Annotated in this window: 17 protein-coding genes and 1 pseudogene; 5 read left to right on the top strand and 13 right to left on the bottom strand. The window is 40.8% G+C overall.

The window, feature by feature from the left end; genetic code table 11:
* Positions 1-136: 136 nt before the first annotated feature.
* The 4 genes and pseudogenes from IEW82_RS20575 to groES form a co-directional block, all read right to left on the bottom strand.
* Positions 137-334 (bottom strand): annotated as a pseudogene (locus IEW82_RS20575) (hypothetical protein); the annotation flags it as partial.
* Positions 335-348: 14 nt separating this feature from the next.
* Entirely contained in the window at positions 349-1563 is a 1215-nt protein-coding gene (locus tag IEW82_RS19055; protein WP_188698849.1) for a YopA family protein, read from the bottom strand.
* Positions 1564-1853: 290 nt separating this feature from the next.
* On the bottom strand, positions 1854-3485 hold the full coding sequence (gene groL / locus IEW82_RS19050) for a chaperonin GroEL (protein ID WP_188698847.1): 1632 nt from the start codon (positions 3483-3485) through the stop codon (positions 1854-1856).
* A 42-nt stretch (positions 3486-3527) separates the two neighbouring features.
* Positions 3528-3812 (bottom strand): co-chaperone GroES, encoded by a 285-nt coding sequence (groES, locus tag IEW82_RS19045; RefSeq protein ID WP_188698845.1) that lies wholly within the window; start codon positions 3810-3812, stop codon positions 3528-3530.
* Between the two features lie 235 nt (positions 3813-4047).
* Between groES and IEW82_RS19040 the strand changes: the two genes are divergently transcribed.
* The 4 genes from IEW82_RS19040 to IEW82_RS19025 all read left to right on the top strand — a co-directional run bounded on the left by IEW82_RS19040 (position 4048) and on the right by IEW82_RS19025 (position 9214).
* Entirely contained in the window at positions 4048-4749 is a 702-nt protein-coding gene (locus tag IEW82_RS19040) for a CPBP family intramembrane glutamic endopeptidase (protein ID WP_188698843.1), read from the top strand.
* Between the two features lie 286 nt (positions 4750-5035).
* Complete coding sequence (locus IEW82_RS19035) at positions 5036-6226, top strand: sensor histidine kinase (protein WP_188698841.1); 1191 nt, start codon at positions 5036-5038, stop codon at positions 6224-6226.
* A gap of 16 nt (positions 6227-6242) precedes the next feature.
* Positions 6243-6887: a response regulator gene (locus IEW82_RS19030; protein WP_188698837.1), complete on the top strand. Its 645-nt coding sequence runs from the start codon at positions 6243-6245 to the stop codon at positions 6885-6887.
* Positions 6888-7012: 125 nt separating this feature from the next.
* A complete protein-coding gene (locus tag IEW82_RS19025; protein WP_188698834.1) occupies positions 7013-9214 on the top strand; it encodes an MMPL family transporter in 2202 nt (733 codons plus the stop codon).
* A gap of 258 nt (positions 9215-9472) precedes the next feature.
* Here the strand turns inward: IEW82_RS19025 and cls are convergent, their stop codons facing one another.
* The 5 genes from cls to IEW82_RS19000 all read right to left on the bottom strand — a co-directional run bounded on the left by cls (position 9473) and on the right by IEW82_RS19000 (position 14302).
* Complete coding sequence (gene cls / locus IEW82_RS19020; RefSeq protein WP_188698831.1) at positions 9473-10927, bottom strand: cardiolipin synthase; 1455 nt, start codon at positions 10925-10927, stop codon at positions 9473-9475.
* Positions 10928-11630: 703 nt separating this feature from the next.
* Positions 11631-12392, bottom strand: a complete 762-nt coding sequence (gene map, locus IEW82_RS19015) for a type I methionyl aminopeptidase (RefSeq protein WP_188698828.1) — start codon at positions 12390-12392, stop codon at positions 11631-11633.
* A gap of 320 nt (positions 12393-12712) precedes the next feature.
* Positions 12713-13474: a twin-arginine translocase subunit TatC gene (tatC, locus tag IEW82_RS19010; protein WP_188698825.1), complete on the bottom strand. Its 762-nt coding sequence runs from the start codon at positions 13472-13474 to the stop codon at positions 12713-12715.
* Positions 13474-13653 carry a twin-arginine translocase TatA/TatE family subunit gene (locus IEW82_RS19005; RefSeq protein WP_188698822.1) on the bottom strand — a complete coding sequence of 60 codons (180 nt, stop codon included), beginning with the start codon at positions 13651-13653 and terminating at the stop codon, positions 13474-13476. The genes tatC and IEW82_RS19005 overlap by 1 nt, the downstream gene beginning before the upstream one ends.
* A gap of 1 nt (position 13654) precedes the next feature.
* Positions 13655-14302, bottom strand: coding sequence for a redox-sensing transcriptional repressor Rex (locus IEW82_RS19000; RefSeq protein WP_188698819.1), 648 nt, complete (start codon positions 14300-14302; stop codon positions 13655-13657).
* 246 nt (positions 14303-14548) lie between these two features.
* Between IEW82_RS19000 and IEW82_RS18995 the strand changes: the two genes are divergently transcribed.
* Positions 14549-16480 carry an ABC-F family ATP-binding cassette domain-containing protein gene (locus tag IEW82_RS18995; RefSeq protein WP_188698816.1) on the top strand — a complete coding sequence of 644 codons (1932 nt, stop codon included), beginning with the start codon at positions 14549-14551 and terminating at the stop codon, positions 16478-16480.
* A gap of 1426 nt (positions 16481-17906) precedes the next feature.
* Here IEW82_RS18995 and tsaD read toward each other — a convergent pair.
* The 4 genes from tsaD to tsaE are packed head-to-tail and all read right to left on the bottom strand — an operon-like array spanning position 17907 to position 20525.
* A complete protein-coding gene (gene tsaD / locus IEW82_RS18990) occupies positions 17907-18929 on the bottom strand; it encodes a tRNA (adenosine(37)-N6)-threonylcarbamoyltransferase complex transferase subunit TsaD (RefSeq protein WP_188698813.1) in 1023 nt (340 codons plus the stop codon).
* Positions 18929-19378: a ribosomal protein S18-alanine N-acetyltransferase gene (gene rimI / locus IEW82_RS18985; RefSeq protein WP_188698809.1), complete on the bottom strand. Its 450-nt coding sequence runs from the start codon at positions 19376-19378 to the stop codon at positions 18929-18931. Before rimI ends, tsaD begins: the two co-directional genes overlap by 1 nt.
* Before the next feature lie 2 nt (positions 19379-19380).
* Positions 19381-20079 carry a tRNA (adenosine(37)-N6)-threonylcarbamoyltransferase complex dimerization subunit type 1 TsaB gene (gene tsaB, locus IEW82_RS18980; RefSeq protein ID WP_188698806.1) on the bottom strand — a complete coding sequence of 233 codons (699 nt, stop codon included), beginning with the start codon at positions 20077-20079 and terminating at the stop codon, positions 19381-19383.
* Positions 20076-20525: a tRNA (adenosine(37)-N6)-threonylcarbamoyltransferase complex ATPase subunit type 1 TsaE gene (gene tsaE, locus IEW82_RS18975; protein WP_188698803.1), complete on the bottom strand. Its 450-nt coding sequence runs from the start codon at positions 20523-20525 to the stop codon at positions 20076-20078. The genes tsaB and tsaE overlap by 4 nt, the downstream gene beginning before the upstream one ends.
* Between the last annotated feature and the right edge of the window lie 611 nt (positions 20526-21136).

Below are 21136 nucleotides of genomic sequence, written 5' to 3'. Positions count from 1 at the left end.
TACTGCTCAACAAGAGCACCGTATTCTTGAATACTGAATTCGAGATAATTCATATTATGACTTCCGTTTAAGCCCCAGTTTGTTGAAGGCGGTTTCAATATAAATACTAAAATAATTTTCTTTCGATAGACTTATACTATTTCCATGGCAGAGAATCATATATCCCTTCCCACGAAGGAAAATTAAGCCGATTAGAGAACTCACCCTCATATCCAACTAGGTTCAAAAGAAGCATTTCAGTATAATACACTCCCAACTGATTTATTAAGAATTTATCATCTATAGGGTAACTATCTATACTTGTATTGCGGTTGCGTTTTGGATGAGCTATATGATTTCTGTATTTTACTAATAAATGGGGACCAGAATCAAAGCGATCACTGAATTTCTTAAGTTCACCACTGAGAACAGTTTTATAGAGAGTTCATCTAATATTGTTTCTAGATTTGTTTGAAAGTTATTTTTATCGAACTTTGTTTTACTAATAATTTGAGGGGTTTGTTGAGTTAGTAAAACAAAAGATAATTTTTCCAAAGCGATCTGTGAATTGATTATCTTATTTTCTATAAATATTGCATTTAATGTTTCAACATACCAATGTATAGTTTCTTTTATAATTCTCTTTATAAACTCATCATTTAATTTTGAAGCCAATTTATGGAATAGGTTTTCAATAACAGTGCCTTTTTGTTTAGGAAACCAGTTAGGCACTTCACGAAAGGGGCTCATTAATGGAACTGAAAATTCTCGATATTCATTCCCCTCTTGGTCTTCACCGATCTTTATTGGAATACCTATGTGTCTACCTGCGCACAGAGTAAAAATCCATACAAATATCTCTTCTATTTCAGAAACCTCTGATTTCTTAAACTTACTCCCATCCCTTTTTTCCATTTTTATAATATGGGTAATACCGTGTCCATTTCTATCCTTTAAGTTTGGAAAGATTCTTTTATCTTTGTAATCATGACGTAGCTGCAAATTTAATTTCCAGTCTTCATATTCTATAGTAATTCCACCACGATTGTAAAAATTACCTTTAATGAGGTTGTCTCCTAGATAATTAACGAAGTTGTTTACATGCATGTAATAACTGTCCATATAAAAATCTTTATCATCTTTTATTTGATATAGTACCATACCTTTAATCACATAATTATTTTGTACTAAATCCAAACTTGCTTTAGTTGGTAACATCCCAGGTACTTCTAGAATAATATCCTTCTCATCCATGAGTGCATGAATATTTACTTTTTCAGCTTCACCTAGAAATCTAATGGTTGGTTTTGGATAAAAGTAAAACTCAATAGCACCGTTTAATTGGACTACCTGACTATCGCTTAATAACTTAAAATTACCATCATAAATTTTAAATTTATCATTAACCTTAAAAAAACTGGAATCAAGAGCTCTAGTTGAATGCAAATTACCACTCCCCCCAAAAAAAAATTTACATAACCAAGTTCTTTTTGAATCAAATACTAACAAATATGCTATATTTCTCGAAACTGAGTCTTCCACAAAATAGGCCATTTGTTGAATAACTACATCTTGGGCGGACATAGACCTCCAAGTCGACAACTTATACAGCTATAACAGAATTTCTTTCAGTCAGTCCCTTCCATTTCCCATTAAATATAGGTTCTGCTTTACTTTTTGTCAACGCTGATCATTTGTCTTTTTACTTATATGATTTTCCAACTGCCATTCTCTTACTACATAATAAAAAGGCCTTCCACCAAGTTCAGTCACTTGATGAAAGACCTCTTTTTCGAAAAATGTTACCCAAATGTTACCCCTGGCGTTAGAGAATCGAGATAAACCCTTATAGGACAAGGGATTTATAGGCGACCCTACATCATACCGCCCATGCCGCCCATGCCGCCCATGTCAGGGGCACCGCCGCCGTTGTTTTCTTCAGGAATGTCAGCCACAACAGCTTCGGTTGTGAGGAACATTGCTGATACAGACGCAGCGTTTTGAAGTGCAGAACGTGTAACTTTAGTTGGGTCAACGATACCAGAGTCGATCATGTTGACCCATTGGTTTTTCGCAGCATCGTAACCAATGCCTACTTCTTCGTTTTTCAAGCGTTCAACGATGACAGAACCTTCAAGGCCTGCATTGAAGACGATTTGACGAAGTGGTGCTTCAAGAGCACGAAGTACGATGTTCACACCTGTTGCTTCGTCGCCTTCTGCATCGACAGCTTCAACGGCTTTAATGACGTTGATCAGCGCTGTACCACCACCGGATACGATACCTTCTTCAACAGCAGCACGTGTTGAGTTCAAGGCATCCTCGATGCGGAGCTTGCGTTCTTTAAGCTCGGTTTCAGTAGCTGCACCAATTTTGATAACAGCAACGCCACCAGCAAGCTTAGCAAGGCGTTCTTGTAATTTTTCTTTATCGAATTCGGACGTTGTTTCTTCGAGTTGAGCACGGATTTGTTTCACACGGGAAGCGATTTGATCGGATTCACCGTGACCGCTAACAATCGTTGTGTTTTCTTTTGTAACAACAACTTTATCCGCTGTACCCAGTTGGCCGACGTTGGCTGATTTAAGATCTAAGCCAAGATCTTCAGTGATTACGTCACCGCCTGTAAGAGTAGCGATATCTTCAAGCATCGCTTTACGACGATCACCAAAGCCAGGCGCTTTAACAGCAACAACATTGAAAGTACCACGAAGTTTATTAAGAACGAGTGTTGATAAAGCTTCACCTTCAACATCTTCAGCGATGATGAGAAGTGGGCGGCTTTGTTGGATCACTTGTTCAAGTAATGGAAGCACCTCTTGAATGTTAGAGATCTTCTTATCAGTAATCAAGATATATGGGTTTTCTAGTACAGCTTCCATTTTGTCGGAATCTGTTACCATGTAAGCTGATGCATACCCACGATCGAATTGCATCCCTTCAACGACTTCAAGCTCAGTGTTAAAGCCTTTGGATTCTTCAGTAGTAATAACGCCGTCATTACCGACGCGTTCCATGGCTTCAGCGATCAGTTGACCTACTTCTTCGTCAGCAGCAGAGATTGCCGCAACTTGAGCAATAGAAGCTTTACCTTCGATTGGTTTAGAAATCCGTTGTAATTCTTCAATAGCCGCTTGAGTTGCTTTTTCGATACCGCGGCGAATACCCATTGGGTTCGCACCAGAAGTAACGTTTTTCAAGCCTTCTTGAATCATTGCTTGCGCTAAAACAGTTGCTGTTGTTGTACCGTCACCAGCAACGTCATTTGTTTTGCTTGCCACTTCAGAAACAAGCTGCGCACCCATGTTTTCATATCTATCTTCAAGCTCGATTTCTTTTGCAATGGTTACACCATCATTTGTAATGAGTGGAGAACCGAATTTTTTCTCAAGAACAACATTACGTCCTTTTGGTCCGAGTGTGACCTTCACAGCATTAGCTAATGAATCTACACCACGAAGCATCGCACGACGAGCGTCTTCACTAAATTTAATTTCTTTAGCCATTGAAAAATGCCCTCCTTAATATGTAGTTATTCTGTTTTGGACTTACTCAACGATTGCTAAAACATCGTCTTGGCGAAGGATCAGATATTCTTTTCCTCCATACTTTACTTCCGTTCCTGCATATTTTGAAAAAATCACGCGGTTGCCTTCAGCAACATCCAGTGCTATACGTTCACCTTTATCCGACACCTTACCGTTACCGACAGCAACGACATGACCTTCTTGAGGTTTTTCTTTAGCAGAGTCTGGTAATACGATACCGCTCGCTGTTGTTTCCTCTTGTTCTACGAGTTCAATAACAATACGATCGCCTAGTGGCTTTAACATGGAAAACCCTCCTTAAATAGAAAAGTATTTTGTTAGCACTCGACATCAGTGAGTGCTAATTCCAGTTAATATATTAATCAATTCCATTCATTTTTGCAAGCATAATTAATTATTTTTTTCCTATATAAGCAAAAATTATTTACTTTACATGGCTTATGTTACAATGGGCATGAATATACAGATAGAAGAATATAACCTAATAAGTTAGTCCATTCAAAAAAAGGGGTTATCCGTATTGGCTATTCGCTATTGGTCCATCATTATTACCTATGTTATTTGTCAGCTTTCCGGTATTATTGTGTATACGCCTGCCCTTAACTTTATACCCAAAGAACAGCGCTCAGCGACTTGGATTGTTTTCAGCTTTTTAATTACATTAGTCATCTCTTTATTCCTATTGCTTCCCGAGCGCCATATGCATCGCGATATTGAACGCGCCTCGATAAAGGATACCGTCAAATGGGCAATCTATGGAATCTTCCTTGTCTATCTCACACAATTCGTTGCCAGCATGATTGATGTTGGACTGTTAGGCGAACCACCAAAGTCAGAGAACACAGAGAATGTAATGAATTTGGTGCGCTCTGCGCCATACGCTGTATTAGTGGTGGCCATTGTTGGTCCTATCCTTGAGGAAATTATTTTCCGTAAAATCATTTTTGGCTATTTCTATAGAAAAACAAATTTTTGGATTGCGGCGATTATCAGCGCCCTTCTTTTCTCACTGCTGCATATGGATAAGCACATTATTATCTATGCGGGCATCGGCATTACACTCGCCTTTTTATATGTCAAAACACGCCGGATCATCGTTCCAATTATCGGTCATTGCTCCATGAATACGATCGCAATTGTGCTCACCTTTACGCCTTCCCTACAAAGGCTTCAAGATCAGCAGCATGATGCCTTCATTCATTGGCTCCTCGTATGGCATTGACAAAAACTTGAGACAGAAGTGTCTTCTCATAGAAAAGCCGGACGCATTCACAATGTCTATTCTAGAATGTGTCCGGTCTTTTTCAGTTGCTCTATAATCGATTGAACAATTAATTTGTTTAAGAGATGAACCTTGGCTTCTTATCCTGTATCCTGACTTTTCGGACCGTTTTAATTTTCAATCGGCAATAAAATCATAGAAACATCCTATCTCCCTTTTGGGCATGTACCATTGGACATGATAAAGTGCCGTCGTTTTAACTATAATAAATCCAGGTGGTGAGCAAATGAAAACAATGAATGAACCGCAGCATTCAGAAAATATGATATCTGATATATTAATCGTTTCAAGAATACCCGTCATCCTACTCATATTTTTTGTTGGCGTAATTTCTCTCATCATACAAAATATATATCATCCACTTTTATTACAAAGTATTATTTTCACCTTGCTCATTGTCATTCATATGCTTGTGTATTGGTTTCCAAACAAACTCACTCAGTATAGTAAATGGCTTTATATTATTGTCCAATACAGTATTATTCATCTCTCTGTCTTTATATTACCTGATGGTGCCTTTGCCTTTTTTATTGGTTCGGTTCCCATTTTACTCGTGCAATTTATACCCTTATTCCAAAATACACTAAAAGTGACGGCACTTTTTTCAGCGCTATTCATTATTTATTTATTCCTCATTGTAATCTATAGAGGTTCTGAGGGCCTACCCATCTATTTTGCGATCGTAGCCTTCTTGCTCATCATGGTTATCTTTTACTCCGCCGCTTATAACAGGCAGGTCGATGCTAGGATCCGAATGGAATATTATTTGGACAAGCTCCAATCGGCCTATCAAAAGGTAGAATACCTCACCTTGATTAATGAACGCCAACGGATGGCGCGGGACTTACATGACACACTGGCTCAGGGCCTTGCAGGTCTGATTATGCAACTAGAGGCTATGGACGCCCATTTAAAAAAGGGCAATACCCCACGGGCTCAAGAGATTATTCAATCCTCCATGATCCAGGCAAGAGAGGCCTTAAGAAATGCAAGAAAAGCCATTGATGATTTAAGGGCCAATGGTTATGTCGAAAACTTTCAGCAGGCTGTCCTGAATATCATTGAACAATTTGAGCATACGCGCTTTATTAAGGTCGGCCTTGATATTGATCCTGTCCCGGTCCTATCAAACTTTGTGATGGAAAATAGCCTTTATATTTTAAGTGAGTGTTTAGAGAATATCGCCAAGCACGCTGAAGCCACCCAAACTAAAATAAAAATAAAGAAATTAGACGATGCATTACTTATGGAAGTGGCCGATAATGGAAAAGGATTTAAAACACAACATATTGGAAAACAATTAGGTAAATATGGCTTGCTCGGTCTAAAGGAACGCAGTCAGCTGATTGGCGCAGATCTCGTGATCAATAGCACACCTGGAAGTGGAACAACCGTTGTCGTTACCATCCCACTCTAATTGAAAGGAGAACCTGATGACTTACAGTGTATTAATTGTTGATGACCATTTTGTTGTAAGAGAAGGATTAAAGCTTATTTTAGAAACCAATGACCTATTTCAAGTCATCGGTGAAGCAGAAAATGGAGAAGCTGCCTTAAAATTTATTGAAAGTCAAAAGCCTGATGTCATCTTGATGGATCTTAAAATGCCTGTTAAGGATGGCTTAGAAACCATTAAAGCATTAAATGCTAGAAGCGCGGCGATCCCTATCATTATTTTAACTACCTACAATGAAGACGAGTTGATGATGGAGGCCTTATCATTAGGAGCAAAAGGGTATCTTTTAAAAGACACAAGCCGAGAGGACCTCTTCCGCACGATTGAATCTGCCATTAGAGGAGAAACCTTGCTTAAACCCGAAACGATGGCCAAGCTTTTAACTTTAAAAGCAGAAAAGCATCAGCGCCGCCCTCTTCTAGATCAAGCCGTACTCACAGAAAAAGAATTGTTTATTGTCCAATCTGTTGCCAAGGGCTATAGAAATAAGGAAATTGCTTTAGACATGGGCATTGCCGAACGCACCGTTAAGGCCCATTTAACTAATATTTTTAATAAGCTCGGTGTGAACTCCAGAGCGGAGGCCGTGGCCGTCGCCATGGAAAATGACTTAATCCATTGAAAGATGCCCAATCGTACATAAGGCTTTTGCCCTATTGTACGATTTTTTCTTTTTATACTTTGTATAAACTAAAGATAGCTCATTAAAGTGAGCCTAAGCACATGTATTTTTGGAAGGAGTATCACATGGCAAAATTACTTTATAACTTGGGGAAGTGGGCAGTGGACCATAAAAAAAGTATCTTTGGTACCACGATTGGCCTCATCATCGTCCTCGGTATTCTTGCAGGAACTCTAGGTCCAAGGTTCAATGAAGAAATGTCCATCCCTGGATCAGAATCCGTTAAAGCGATGACCATCATTGATAAAGAATTCAGTTCAGGACAAGACTCAAGTGGAGCCCAAACCCAAATTATATTTAAAGCACCAAAAAATCAAACACTTACCTCTACTTCAGTGAATCAAAGGATTACAAAGGCACTCAATACAATCAAAAAGAACAAAGCTGTTGCTTCCGTTGCAACGCCTTTACAATTAAAAAACCTGACTCAAGATCAAAAAATCGGCTACGCTGTCGTTACATTCAAGGACAAAGCGCCCGATGTGTCCAGCAGTGCTAAGGACATGATCATAGACACTGTCAAAAAAATTCGCGATGCCGGTATCCAGGCTGAGTTATCAGGAGATATCGATTTTTCAAAGTCCTCAAGTGGTTCAACTGAAGCCATCGGCATCATTGTCGCTCTGATCATTCTCTCCATTACCTTTTTATCATTTTTAGTGGGGATCATTCCGATTTTAACATCCGTTTTCGGACTTGGTATCAGTTTACTGCTTATCCTATTAGGGTCAAGAGTGATCGATATGCCATCGGTTTCTCTAACCCTTGCTGCTATGCTGGGACTTGCCGTAGGGATTGACTACTCGCTATTTATACTCAATCGCTTCAGAAAGCAACTCGCTCAAGGACATTCCGTTAGAGAAGCGATCGCGATTGCCAATGGCACTTCGGGTAGTGCCGTTGTATTCGCCGGTATAACCGTAATCATCGCTATGGTCGGCTTATGTGTTGTCAACATTCCCTTCTTAACAATCATGGGGCTTGGAGCCGCTCTAAGTGTTCTCTTTGCCGTCCTAATAGCCGTGATGTTCGTTCCTGCTGTTCTCGCGATGCTTGGAAATAAAATTGGACCGGATAGAAAAAATAGCTTTCTACAGTTACTCACCTTTTCTAGGAAAAGAAAACCGAATACCAACAAGGAGTCAAATGCATGGGGCCGATTTGTGACAAAGCGCCCACTATTAAAGGCCTTGTTTGGTATTGTCATCCTTGTTGTTGTCAGTCTTCCACTCGGGCATATGCATCTTGGCTTACCTGATGATTCACAGCAACCAAAGGATAGTACGACAAGAAAAGCCTATGATTTATTTACCGAAGCCTACGGCGAAGGCTATCATAGCAACTTAGCCATTGTTATGGAAACAACGAAAGAGACCACTCATCCAAAGCAGGCCGTATCAGAGCTTCAGGATACTCTTAGTCAATTGAATCATGTTCAAATGGTTAATCCAGCAGTCCCAAATAAAACCGGGAATGACTATATGATATCTGTGATGCCAAAAACAGGACCAAATGATACAAAAACAAATGATCTCGTCAAAACAATTAGAGATAAAGCAAAATCTCTTGAGAAAGCGAATCATGTAAAAATCATGGTGACAGGGCAAACCGCCGTCAGCATTGATTTAACCAATAGCTTGAATAAGGCTATCCCATTATTTGCTTCAATTATTGTTGGACTTGCCTTTATTCTCCTTGTGATTGTTTTCCGTTCCATCCTAGTGCCTTTAAAAGCCGTTTTAGGATTTGTTTTGTCCCTTACAGCTTCATTGGGCTTTATCGTCTTCGTGATTCAAGATGGCCATCTTACAAAGCTGTTTAATGTTTCCACAACGGGACCCATTTTAAATTTCTTACCCATCTTCCTCATCGGTATCCTGTTCGGACTCGCAATGGATTATGAGGTCTTCCTCGTCAGCCGAATTCGTGAGGAATACGTTCATAAAGGCAATGCACGCAAGGCTATCCTAACTGGGATTAAAGACAGCGGTGGTGTCGTTACAGCAGCCGCTTTAATCATGATCAGTGTCTTTGTCGGTTTCATGTTAACTCCGGATGTCATGATAAAATCGATGGGAATGGCCTTTACATTTGGCGTTTTCTTTGATGCCTTTATCGTCAGAATGACCATTGTGCCTGCCGTTATGACATTAATGGGTAACGCAGCATGGTATTTACCCAAATGGTTAGACAAAATCTTGCCGAACTTGGATATCGAAGGCGAGTCCATCATGCACAACGTTGAAAATAAAAGCCATTTAAACTAAAAGAGATCACCCTAATAGCGAACGACAAAGCTAGCCCATCACTACCACCCCAAAAGTAAAAGTAAAGCACATTTTTCCAGGCCCCCGATGTGACACATCAGGGGCCGTACCCGTGAAAAGCGAAGTGTTTTGACGGAGCATTTCATCACTCATTCAAAAAGTCGAACGCATGGCTTCAAAAGTGTGCATGCGTTCGACTTCTTTATGAGCTGAATACTTTTGTCCCAGTTCTTTTTACCGTTGCTAATGCCCACCCTATTACAATATGGGTGATAACAAACGAGAAACATCTTCCTTGAATTTTATGATTAAGGACCGTTCTTTGTAGCGTTCAAGTGTAAGCTCTTTGCAAACTTCTGTGTCTTTATTGAACATGTCTTTAAGCTGCTTCGCTATGGCTCTATCATATATCATGGCATTCACTTCGAAATTCAATCTAAAGCTGCGAGAATCAATATTCATCGTTCCTACAGAGGCAACTCTCTCATCCACAACAATTGTTTTTGCATGTAAAAAACCCTTTTCATACAATAGAACGTTAGCGCCATATTTCAGTAATTCGCCAGCATACACCCACGATGCCCAATAAACAAAAGGGTGATCGGGCTTGCTGGGAATCATAATGCGCACATCGACTCCAGATAGGAGGGCTATCTTACAGGCATCCATAAAGCTTGAATCTGGAATGAAGTAAGGCGTTTGGATAGCCACACTCTTTTTAGCATTCATAATTAGCTTAATGTACATATTCTTTAAATGCTCATCCTCTGAATTGGGACCACTTGCAACAATCTGGACAGGAACGTCCCCCTCATGTTTTTCAGAGTTAAAGCAGAAGCCATCATGCTCTAGCTTTTTGTGTTTGCCAGCTTGATTCCAATCCAAAATAAATCTTGCTTGAATATGATTAACCGCCTCTCCCTCCATTCTCAGATGGGTATCACGCCAGTAACCAAATTTCGTATTTGCACCAAGATACTCATTTCCAACATTAAATCCACCTATATAAGCCACTTTTCCATCAATAATACATAGCTTTCTATGATTTCTATTATTCATTCGAAAATTAATCAGCCTAAGGAGGGAGGGAAAAAACACCTCAACTTCCCCTCCAAAGTCGAGTAGGTCTTTAAAAAACGTTGGGGAAATTTTCTTTGACCCTATCTCATCATATAGCACTCTTACTTTAACGCCTTCTTTAGCCTTTTTCGTTAATTCATCTCTCAGCCTTTCCCCCAGTGAGTCAGGCTGAATGATATAGTATTGAACATTGATTTCCTTTTTGGCCGCTCTAATGTCTGCAAACAACGCGTGGAATTTCTGCTCCCCATCATTAAAAATAGCGATTTGATTGTGATGTGTTAATAATGCATGATTTGAAATCAGATTCATCCTTACCACATCCGTGTATTCGTTTAATAAAGGAGACCGATGTTGATCCTCTCTTCCGAAAGCAGAGATTTGTTGATCTACAGCAGACTGTAAAAAAGCCCGTTCTTCTAAGGTAAGTCGATAAAAGTTGTTCCTTTTAAGATTGCGCCCCAGAAAAATATAGATGATAAAGCCTAAAATAGGGATAAAGAAAAGAACCATTAGCCAAGCCCAAGTGTAACCAATATCGCGTCTTTCAAAAAACAATACACCGGCCGCAAGCAGTGTATTTATAACCAAAATGGTTGATACAATGAATGAAATGATATTATGAATATCCATATAGTTATTCCTCGCTACTCGATTTAGAATGAATCTGATTATCGTTCCTTTTTACCCTACACCCATAGGATTCATCCTTTCACTTAATATTATTTCTATTTCGCTCAGTCCATTAGCCGTCCTCTATCTACCTTTAGTTTAACAAAATAGCCTCGCTCGTGGCAGCGACCTTTTTATATGGAGAAGCTTTTGTTACATTGAAAATGGCTATTGTTCACTTGTCCTTCTCTTTTGTTACGCTCAAGCTTGTGATTTGAGCATTTCGCTCGCCGCTATACGAGAGCACTGAAAAACTACTGAAAGCCAAACATACACCATGGAATGGCAGGCGCGAGAGATTCGGAGCACTCTAGAATCATGTGGTCCCGAATCTCCGCTGACTCACGATATGATACTCGCATTCTGCGGGAAGGGGAAGATTGGCACAACTCGCGCAGGAGTTTATTCTGAGGAGAACCCAACTTAAGGAAGGTCGATAAAATCATCACATTCTGTAAGCATTGCTCCTAACTGCATCGTGCAAGCATGAGGAGAGAGCGATCGGGAGTGCGGGACTATCCACACCATCCTGATGACCGGAATTTTATACTTATCTAAACAACAAATGACATGAGTCTGATTGAATACAGAACTCATGCCACCATTATGGTTATAAAAAAGGTATTTTTGCCGAAGCCTTCTCGACATTCAGGAGCAGCCTCTCTTAAAGAGGTTGTTTTTCTAATGTTGTTAAAATCACAGGACCGTCTTTTGTAATGGCAATAGTGTGCTCGTATTGGGCTGAGAGTGAACCATCTGCCGTACGCGCTGTCCAGCCATTATCATCGAGCTTAGAACGCCAATCACCGATATTTAACATTGGCTCAATGGTTAACACCATACCCTCTTTAAGGCGAAGTCCTTTGCCAGGTACACCATAATGAGGAACTTGTGGCTCTTCATGAATCGTCGGCCCAATCCCGTGACCTACAAAGTCACGCACAACGCTCAAGCCTTCACCTTCTGCATAGGTTTGAATGGCGTGACCGATATCCCCAATGCGTTTGCCAATTTGCGCTTCCTTTATCCCACGATATAGAGCTTCTTCGGTCACTTCTAATAAGTGCTGGGCCTCTTTGGAAATTTCACCAACTGGATAGCTCCATGCAGAATCCGCTAGCCACCCATTTAAATTGACCACCATATCAATCGTGACGATATCCCCTGACTTCAATGGCGTTTTGCGAGGAAAGCCATGACAAATTTCATCATTGATGGATGCACATGTCGCATATTTATAGCCTTGGTAACCCTTCTGCTCTGCGGTTGCTCCATGCTCTGCTAAAAAGGCGTCCACAAAAGCCTCAATCTCATCGGTAGTCATACCCGGCTTAATTCTTTTCTTAATTTCACTATGACAGCGAGCGAGCAGTTCTCCCGCTTCTTGCATTTTTTTTATTTCATTTTTTGATTTTAACTGTAACACCCTTATCACCCTTAATATGTTTTACATTTCTTTGAAAACCTCGAGCGCGTCGTTACCTAAGTAACATCTCTCCGTTTTTTTAAATTCCTTTGTGTTGACCGTTTAATGAACCTATAAATAGTAATACGCCCACCATCATCACCTGACACAACCGTTTATCACACTTCAGTCAAATGATTACCCTACCTCTTTATCAGTGTATCAAAGAAAGAAAAAAAAGTCGCTGGCAGGGTTTCCTCTGATCAAAAAAACATGGTTATCAATAGTTTACCCCATCTCGCCCGAAAAGAATAAACCACGATGACATGTCGTGGTTTACTTTATTCTACCTCTTCCTCTTCTTGAAGAAGATACTGCTGTTCTCTTAACACCTTCTTCTTATATGTACGCTTCGAGATAATAAGACTGAGCTCATATAAGAACACCAGTGGAATCATGACAATAATTTGTGACATCACATCAGGCGGGGTAATAATCCCAGCGATAATCAACAAAACAAAATACGCATACTTTCTGATTTTAGACAAGAATTGAGGCGTGATGAGACCAAGCTTTGTTAAAAACATCACCACGATTGGCAATTCAAAGATAATGCCAAAAGGCAGCGTAATCTGCAACAAAAAACGAAAATATTCATTGATGCCGATGACGTTATGAATGCCTAGGGACTGACTTAAATGCACCATAAAATGCAGGACATACGGAAATAAAATAAAGTAAGCAAAGGCAACCCCACCTAGAAAAAGCAGGATTGAAATCGGAATGTAGGACAGCGTGACTTTACGCTCATTTTCATATAATCCCGGGCTGACAAAAGCCCATAGCTGATACATGATCAAGGGTGACACCATCACAATCCCAATGACAAAAGCCATTTCCATAAAAATATTGATAGGGTCCGTAATGCGAAAATTATTGAGGTCGATTCCGTTAGCTATATCTGCATGCTGCAAATAGACAATCGCAGGCTTAGCTAAAAAAAAGCCGATGATAAATGCAATGATAAAACCGATGATGACGATCAAAATCCGCCTTCGTAATTCTTGGAGGTGCTTAGTAATGCTCATACTTTTATCGGACATTATCGATCATCCTGCTTTTTTTGGGTATGATCTTCGTCTTCCATCATCCCTTTTGTTGCATTTTTGAATTCACGCAAGGTATTACCTGCTGCTTTCCCAAACTCAGGAAGCTTTTTCGGTCCAAAAATGACAAGTGCGAAAATTGCAATCAGAAGAATACCTCCCCAGCCTAATCCCATGTCATTCACCTCCCTGATCTTTTAATGGGTAGTTATTCAAGAAATACACTAGCGTCTGTAATTCGACACCCAAATCTATATGATGCACCCGGATATCATTGGGCACGGATAACCTTACCGGTGTAAAATTAAGTATACCACTCACACCCGTCGACACAAGAACATCTGCAACGGCTTGAGCAGCGTCCGCTGGAACCGTCAGAATGGCTACGGCAATGTCATCATGATTGTCTGTCGCCAACTGCTGAATAGGATGGATCGAGGTTTCACCAATTGTTGTTCCCACCTTATACGCATTGGTGTCGTATGCTTTAACAATCTTCATATTATTATTCTTTAAAAAATTATATTTTAATAGCGCTGTTCCTAAGTTCCCCACACCTACTAGCATCACTTTGGTCAGCTCATCTTGATTTAATGTGTCCCTTAGGAAGCTTAACAATCGATTGACATTATACCCATATCCTTTTTTACCCAGTGCCCCTAAGTGAGAAAAGTCCCGACGAATCGTTGCTGAATCAATCTTAACCACTTCGCTTAATTCAGAAGAGGATACACGCTGTTTCCCAGATTCAGATAAATGCTGTAACACCCGATAATACAGAGGTAATCGTTTGGCTGTTGCTTGAGGTATCTTATCCTGATTCATATTCTGTCCTCAAAAGGTCCCTCCCGTTCCTGCCGTTTAAACTTAATCATGTTAGGGCTTCCATTTAAACGACAGTTCATATCATCCTTATGTTCGTCTCAGATGTTTGTCTCTCTCAACTATACTACAAACCACGCTTTTTTTACTATACAACCGTGCAAGAAAAATTTCCTATCCTTTTTCTGCAAGAAGGTTGCCGCCACCCCTGTCGGTGCGCTAAACTTAAAAAGAATTTGAGGTGACATCATGCTATTATTACAAGCCAATCGATTAAGTAAATCTTATGGTACTGACCTTATTTTATCGAATATTAATATAGAAGTACAATCTCATGAAAGAATTGCTCTTGTTGGCAGAAACGGCAGCGGAAAGTCCACTCTGCTCAAAATTCTTGCTGGAGAGGTGCCTTATGATAGCGGTGCGCTCACACTATCAAAGGATGTTACTCTAGGCTATCTTGAGCAGAATAGTCAGCTGCACTCTGAAGACAGTCTTTATGGTGAACTTCTAAAAGTATACCAGCCACTTCTTAAAATGGAAAAAGAGCTCCGGGACATGGAAGTAAAGATGGCTGATCCTGAACATTTCTCTTCACAGAAAGAGTATGAGAAATTTCTCCATCACTATGATCGCCTGCAAACGACTTTTACCGATCAGGGTGGTTATACCTATGAAGCCGATATTAAAAGCATTTTAAATGGTCTCGGCTTTAGTCAGTTTCCCGCCGATATGTCGGTCAATATGCTATCGGGGGGGCAAAAAACCCGTTTATTATTAGGAAAGCTCTTGCTCATTAAACCTGATTTGCTGATCCTTGATGAACCGACCAACCACCTGGATATAGAGACACTGACATGGCTAGAGGGGTATCTCCAGCATTATCCAGGTGCCTTATTAATTGTTTCCCATGATCGCTACTTTCTTGATCGCATTGTGGAGAAAGTCTATGAGATTTCCCGTGGTGAATCCAAAGTCTTTCACGGGAATTATTCAAAATATCTTGATCAAAAAGCCGCTGATTACGAAAAAGAAAGAAAGCTTTATGAGAAGCAACAAAAGGAAGTCGCTGAGTTAAAGGACTTTATTCAAAAAAATATTGTTCGTGCCTCAACAACAAAGCGCGCACAAAGTCGGCGCAAAAAATTAGAAAAAATGGAGCTGTTAGATCGACCCGCAGGAGATGATCCATCTGCTCGCTTTTCCTTTGATATCCTTAAACAAAGCGGCAATGATGTGTTGAATATTGACACCCTTACGATTGGGTATACTCCAAAGCAGGCAATCAATAAGAACATAAGCTTTGCGATTCGTCGTGGAGAAAGCGTAGCATTAGTTGGGCCGAATGGTGTTGGTAAAACGACCCTTATTAAGACCATCGCGCACCATTTGCCTAAACTCGCTGGCACTATTTCCTTAGGCAGTCAAGTCACGATCGGCTACTATGATCAAGAACAAAGCACGCTTTCCAGTAATAAAACCGTGCTCAACGAACTTTGGGATGATTTTCCGCAAACCTTAGAAAAAGATATTCGCACAGTCCTTGGGAATTTTCTATTTGCCGGTGATGATGTACTTAAACCTGTCTCAGCCCTAAGCGGAGGCGAAAAGGCAAGGCTGGCGCTCGCCAAACTGATGATGCAAAAAGATAATTTCTTGATTCTAGACGAACCAACCAACCACCTGGATCTAGACAGTAAAGAGATTTTAGAAGCAGCGATTGTCGACTTCCCTGGGACAGTGCTTTTTGTCTCACATGACCGTTATTTTATTAATCGCATTGCCACTCGCGTTCTTGAACTCAATCCTGATGGCATTCAGGATTACCTAGGTGATTATGATTATTACGTGAACAAAAAGGCTGAACAAGAAGAGCTTTTAAGGCTTGAACAAGAAGAGGCTTACCCACAGGCTGTTGACAAACCAATCGCTGAAGGAAAACTTGCTTTTAAAGAAGAAAAAAAGGCCAAGCAAGAAGAACGACGTAAACAAAGACGAATCGAAGAGATTGAAAAACAAATTGAAGCATTAGAAGAACAGATTGCAGACCATGAAAAGCGTCTTCTCGATCCAGAGGTGTATAGTGACCATGATAAGGCTCGAGAAATCAACGAAGCCCTCATTGTCTCTAAACAAGAGGTAGAACAACTGATGGAGGAGTGGACACACTTGCAGCTGTAGTCCTTTCTAAAAGGGCTGGGACAGAAGTCTTCAGCTCAAAGAGAATCCGAACGCATTCACAATTTTGAAGACATGCGTTCGGATTTTTAGGTGAGTGATAAGCGCTCCGTCAAAACACTTCGCTTTCCACGGGCACCGCCTAGAGGCGCGCAGGATGCGCTAGCTTCGGTGTTGTCACATAGATGTGACGCACTTAGCCGAAGTGTCTTAATGGACGTGATGCTTTTAGCCGAAGGTCCTTGAAAATGTAAGTGGCTTAGACTAAGAAGCCCCTGTTCCTACTTCCTGCGTCTGCTAGGCTTGCTTTGTCGTCAACTTTCTCGGACAACGCGTCATTTATTCGTGAAGAAACGCTGGCCCCGTTCCCGTAGGAGTCTCCGTATTTTAACGACACTTCCCGTTTCCTGGCTACTTATCGTTCGGCAATAGGGGAATTTCTTTTCGTTTGTCTCACCCTCTTGTTAATTCCCCATATATGGGGAACAGATGACGAACATATCCACATTATCAACATACTTATTCACAGTCAAAAAGGCTCTAACTCAGGATTATTCACAATCAATCCACTTTATCCACATTTTCTGTTCTATTTGTCCACATTATTTATACACATTATTTAAGCTTCTATGGTCCTTTTTATTAAGCTTTTCCACATTTGTGAACTTCCTGTGGATAAACTTATTAACACCTCATACTAATAGCTCATAAATAGAATGAGGGCTAGGGGTAAGCACATAAATACACCAAAAACGGACCTCTACCTAGAAGAGCTCATGATAACAAAAGGCCAGCTCCTTTTAACAAATGCCTCAACCAAATTAACAAATAAAGCTTGAAGTTCCCGAATAGAGAACGAATCCACATGGCAAGTTTCAGAGTCTGAGCGCAACAAAAGGCTGAGACAGTTAACAAAAGCCCATTTCAAAGAAACAAAAGATATAGGCTTTTTTACACATGCCATGAGCTTATCCCTAAGAAGTAGTAGCAGCGAAAAGTTATACTTCCCTATTAATAAGAAAAACCGGGTTTAAAAGCGTGCCTGATCAAGTGGATTGGAGCGCAAGGCACGAGATTCTGAACACTCTAAAAGCGTGTGTTCCCGAATCTCCACTGACTCGTAATGCGCTGCTAGGGGCCTTCGGGAAGCGGGAGATCGGTAAGACCCCACACAGCATGCAGCGCGAGAAGGCTTAGAGGCTTACACCCCCCGCAGAAAGCGCGCTACCTGGAGCTAAAACGTGCACCGTCCTGATGGCCAGAAATTTTATACCTTCTGATTTGTTAGAAAACGCAACTTAGCGCAAGCCAAATTTCCCCTTATATTATCTTCCTTTATTAGCGTTAGCGAAATTATAAATTTTTTATAGCCCAAAAAAAAGAAGCTTAGAAATATTCTATCTCTAAACTCCTTTTAGAAATTTTACACCTAAACATTAATTAATTCGAGACCAGGATGGGCATTGAGATCCATAGCTGCCCGTTCACCTGCCAGAAAGTTGATCGTTCCTGCCGCTGCAATCATAGCAGCATTATCTGTGCATAAATGAATAGGTGGGATGATTAACTCAACTCCAGCATTTTGAGCCGCTTGAGTAATCGCTTGCCGCAGCCCTCTATTAGCAGCTACCCCACCTGCGACAAGCAGTTGTTTCGCCTTATACTCCTTGACGGCCCTCATCGTTTTTGTCACCAAAACATCGATGACACTTTGCTGAAAGCTTGCCGCCACATCTGCCTTTTCTAAAGCGGCACCACGCTGCTCAGCATTATGAACCGCATTCGTCACTGCCGATTTCAGCCCGCTAAAACTAAAGTCAAACGAGCCTTCTTCTAACCAAGCTCTTGGGAAAGAAAGCGTTGGCTCCGTCTCTGCTGAAAGTCTATCGATCTCAGGGCCACCTGGATAAGGCAGCCCTAATATCCGTGCAACTTTATCAAATGCCTCTCCAGCAGCATCATCACGTGTTTCACCAATTAATTCATATTGACCATGACCAGGCATTTGAATTAATTCTGTATGCCCACCCGAGACAATCAATGCAACCAATGGAAATTGAAATTCTGCACTAAAGCGATTAGCATAGATATGTCCTGCAATATGATGAACAGGAATGAGAGGAATTTGATGAGCAAAGGCTAAAGCCTTAGCCGCACTGATCCCCACTAATAAAGCTCCAACTAATCCTGGTCCTTCAGTCACCGCGATGCCATCAATATCCTGCCAATCCATGTTCGCTTCCTCTAAAGCAGCTTCACAGACCATCGTGATTTGTTCTACATGATGTCTGGAGGCAATTTCAGGCACAACCCCACCGAAGCGTTTATGACTTTTAATCTGAGAGGCCACGATATTTGAAAGAATACGGCGGCCATCAGCAACAACCGCAGCGGCAGTTTCATCACAGCTTGTCTCTATTCCTAAAATAATGGTACCTTCGCTCGTCTTCATTATAAGTTCACCCACATCACTAAAGCATCTTCATGATTATCCGTGTAATAGTTCTTTCTGATCCCACCGTTTTGAAAGCCGAGTTTTCGATAAAGGTTTTGAGCAACCTCATTAGATACCCTAACTTCGAGGCTCATCCGTTTCGCCCTGCCTAGCTTGGCATATAATATTGCCTTTTTTAACAACGTTTCACCAATCTTATAACCCCTATAATTAGGCAAGACAGCAATATTGGTTACATGTGATTCATCAAGGATTAACCATTGGCCGCAATAGCCAATAATAAAACCATCATCTTCAGCAACAAAGTAAGTCGCGAACTGATTGGTTCTCATTTCATTCTCAAAGGCCTCACGTGTCCATGGATGACTAAAAGAACGCTCCTCAACATAGACAACGCCATCCACATCATCCAACGTCATCTGTCGTATTTGCATCCCCTGACCCATAATTATTTCCCCTCTTGTTGGGCAAGCCATTTTGTCTCCGCTTCAGCAAGCTGTAAATAGGTTGGAACAAGCCCATGAATGGACTCCACTGGTTCTCCTTGCATACCTAGCCAAGCAAGCTCAGAGGGACGGGGTTGATTTTCTGTAGCTGCTGCAAAAACAGCCTGCTGACCCAAATGTTCTCTAATCATCGCCTGATGGAGTCCCACATCTTGTCCCAAGAATAAAATCGGCTTATCCACAGCACGTAATGCTTGTAACCATTCAGAGAGCAAGACAATACGGTCGTCTTTTATCTGGGTCACTTTGTTATTGTGTGGAGCATATAATCCCGTATAAACTTGACCACGCCTCGCATCGAATAATGGACAAATAACACCTTCAAAAAAGCGTCCATTTTGAGCTAAAATTGCCAAGCTCGAAACAGCTACAAGCTCTGCTTGTAATGTCCAGGCCAACGTTTTGGCAATCGTCACCCCAATCCGCACTCCGGTATAGGAGCCAGGCCCCATCGCCACAGCAATGCGCTCAAGATCGTGAGGATCAATCCCTGTTTCCTGCATCAATTGTTCAATAGCTGGCATCAGCTTAACCGAATGATTTTTTTTCACATTTGTAATCAATTCACCTAGAGTCACCTCTTCATTGGCAATAGCTACTCCCATTGTCACATTGGATGAATCGATGGCTAACACATTCATCGAAATAACTCCTTACATAGTTGCTCAAAATGACTACCATGGGGATGAAATTGCAGAATTCTATCCGTTTCCTTCTCCCCTAATTTTATGTATACATCCAGTCGTTCTTCTGGTAACTGTGTCTGAATTCGACTTGCCCACTCAATAATGGTTACCCCTTCTGATTGAAAAAAATCATCAAAGCCCAGATCCTCTTCTTCTTCTAAGCGATACACATCCATATGATAAAGTGGCAGTCTTCCCTTATATTCTTTTATAATTGTGAACGTTGGACTATTTACCGTTCGCTTGACCCCTAACCCTTGGGCAATGCCTTTGGTAAATGTTGTCTTGCCAGCCCCCAAATCTCCTTCAAGAGTGATGACATCCCCAGGAATGAGGCGCTGTGCAACCTGTTCAGCTATCTTCATTGATTCTTCGTTCGAATGGCTGATGCGTTCATACATGTTCTTTTCCTTCTTTAACTTCCATTTATAATGTACCTCTAACTTATCCCATTGAACCATTTAAACAAAATAATTTCAACTTTTATCCTAAATAGTCTATTCCTTATTATACCGTCCAATAGCCTTTTGAAAAAACTCTGCTATTTTTCTATCCCAAGCTCCTCCACCAAACCAAACAAATGGTCAAGCTTTGTATTATATTAAGAGAGCTTTTTGTTAAAACGGTCACTTTTGTTATTTTTGTAGTGCCTTTTGTTCACTCGTCTCCCTCTTTCGTTACATTCAAATTGGGATTGGGAAACTTACACTCTTGATATGTTCTCTATCTGTTAAGTTGGATGTTTTTTTGTTTTGTTAACTTTTCCTTACCATTTGTTATCTTAAAAACGGCATATGTTGCTTGTCCTCTTCACTTGTTACGCTTTAACCCCTATTCAGACACACAACCTCGTTATTTTAATTATCATTTAAACTGCTGTAGTTTGGAGCGGAAAACAACATCATCAAAAAAAAACACAGCCATTTCTGACTGTGTTTTTTAGTGCCCGGCAGCGTCCTACTCTCACAGGGGGAAGCCCCCAATTACCATCGGCGCAGAAGAGCTTAACGGC

Source organism: Pullulanibacillus camelliae (assembly GCF_014642655.1).
Classification (GTDB): Bacteria; Bacillota; Bacilli; order Bacillales; family Sporolactobacillaceae; genus Pullulanibacillus; species Pullulanibacillus camelliae.
Note: the sequence above shows the minus strand (reverse complement) of the source record. Positions and strands in the feature narration are given on the sequence as shown.

Excerpts from the sequence above, each read along its gene's own strand:
- tsaE (WP_188698803.1), bottom strand. The coding sequence starts at position 20,525 with ATGTATGAACGCATCAGCCATTCGAACGAAGAATCAATGAAGATAGCT.
- groES (WP_188698845.1), bottom strand. The coding sequence starts at position 3,812 with ATGTTAAAGCCACTAGGCGATCGTATTGTTATTGAACTCGTAGAACAA.
- groL (WP_188698847.1), bottom strand. The coding sequence starts at position 3,485 with ATGGCTAAAGAAATTAAATTTAGTGAAGACGCTCGTCGTGCGATGCTT.
- IEW82_RS19055 (WP_188698849.1), bottom strand. The coding sequence starts at position 1,563 with ATGTCCGCCCAAGATGTAGTTATTCAACAAATGGCCTATTTTGTGGAA.
- IEW82_RS19030 (WP_188698837.1), top strand. The coding sequence starts at position 6,243 with ATGACTTACAGTGTATTAATTGTTGATGACCATTTTGTTGTAAGAGAA.
- IEW82_RS18995 (WP_188698816.1), top strand. The coding sequence starts at position 14,549 with ATGCTATTATTACAAGCCAATCGATTAAGTAAATCTTATGGTACTGAC.
- IEW82_RS19025 (WP_188698834.1), top strand. The coding sequence starts at position 7,013 with ATGGCAAAATTACTTTATAACTTGGGGAAGTGGGCAGTGGACCATAAA.
- IEW82_RS19035 (WP_188698841.1), top strand. The coding sequence starts at position 5,036 with ATGAAAACAATGAATGAACCGCAGCATTCAGAAAATATGATATCTGAT.
- tatC (WP_188698825.1), bottom strand. The coding sequence starts at position 13,474 with ATGTCCGATAAAAGTATGAGCATTACTAAGCACCTCCAAGAATTACGA.
- IEW82_RS19005 (WP_188698822.1), bottom strand. The coding sequence starts at position 13,653 with ATGGGATTAGGCTGGGGAGGTATTCTTCTGATTGCAATTTTCGCACTT.
- cls (WP_188698831.1), bottom strand. The coding sequence starts at position 10,927 with ATGGATATTCATAATATCATTTCATTCATTGTATCAACCATTTTGGTT.
- tsaB (WP_188698806.1), bottom strand. The coding sequence starts at position 20,079 with ATGAATGTGTTAGCCATCGATTCATCCAATGTGACAATGGGAGTAGCT.
- tsaD (WP_188698813.1), bottom strand. The coding sequence starts at position 18,929 with ATGAAGACGAGCGAAGGTACCATTATTTTAGGAATAGAGACAAGCTGT.
- IEW82_RS19000 (WP_188698819.1), bottom strand. The coding sequence starts at position 14,302 with ATGAATCAGGATAAGATACCTCAAGCAACAGCCAAACGATTACCTCTG.
- rimI (WP_188698809.1), bottom strand. The coding sequence starts at position 19,378 with ATGGGTCAGGGGATGCAAATACGACAGATGACGTTGGATGATGTGGAT.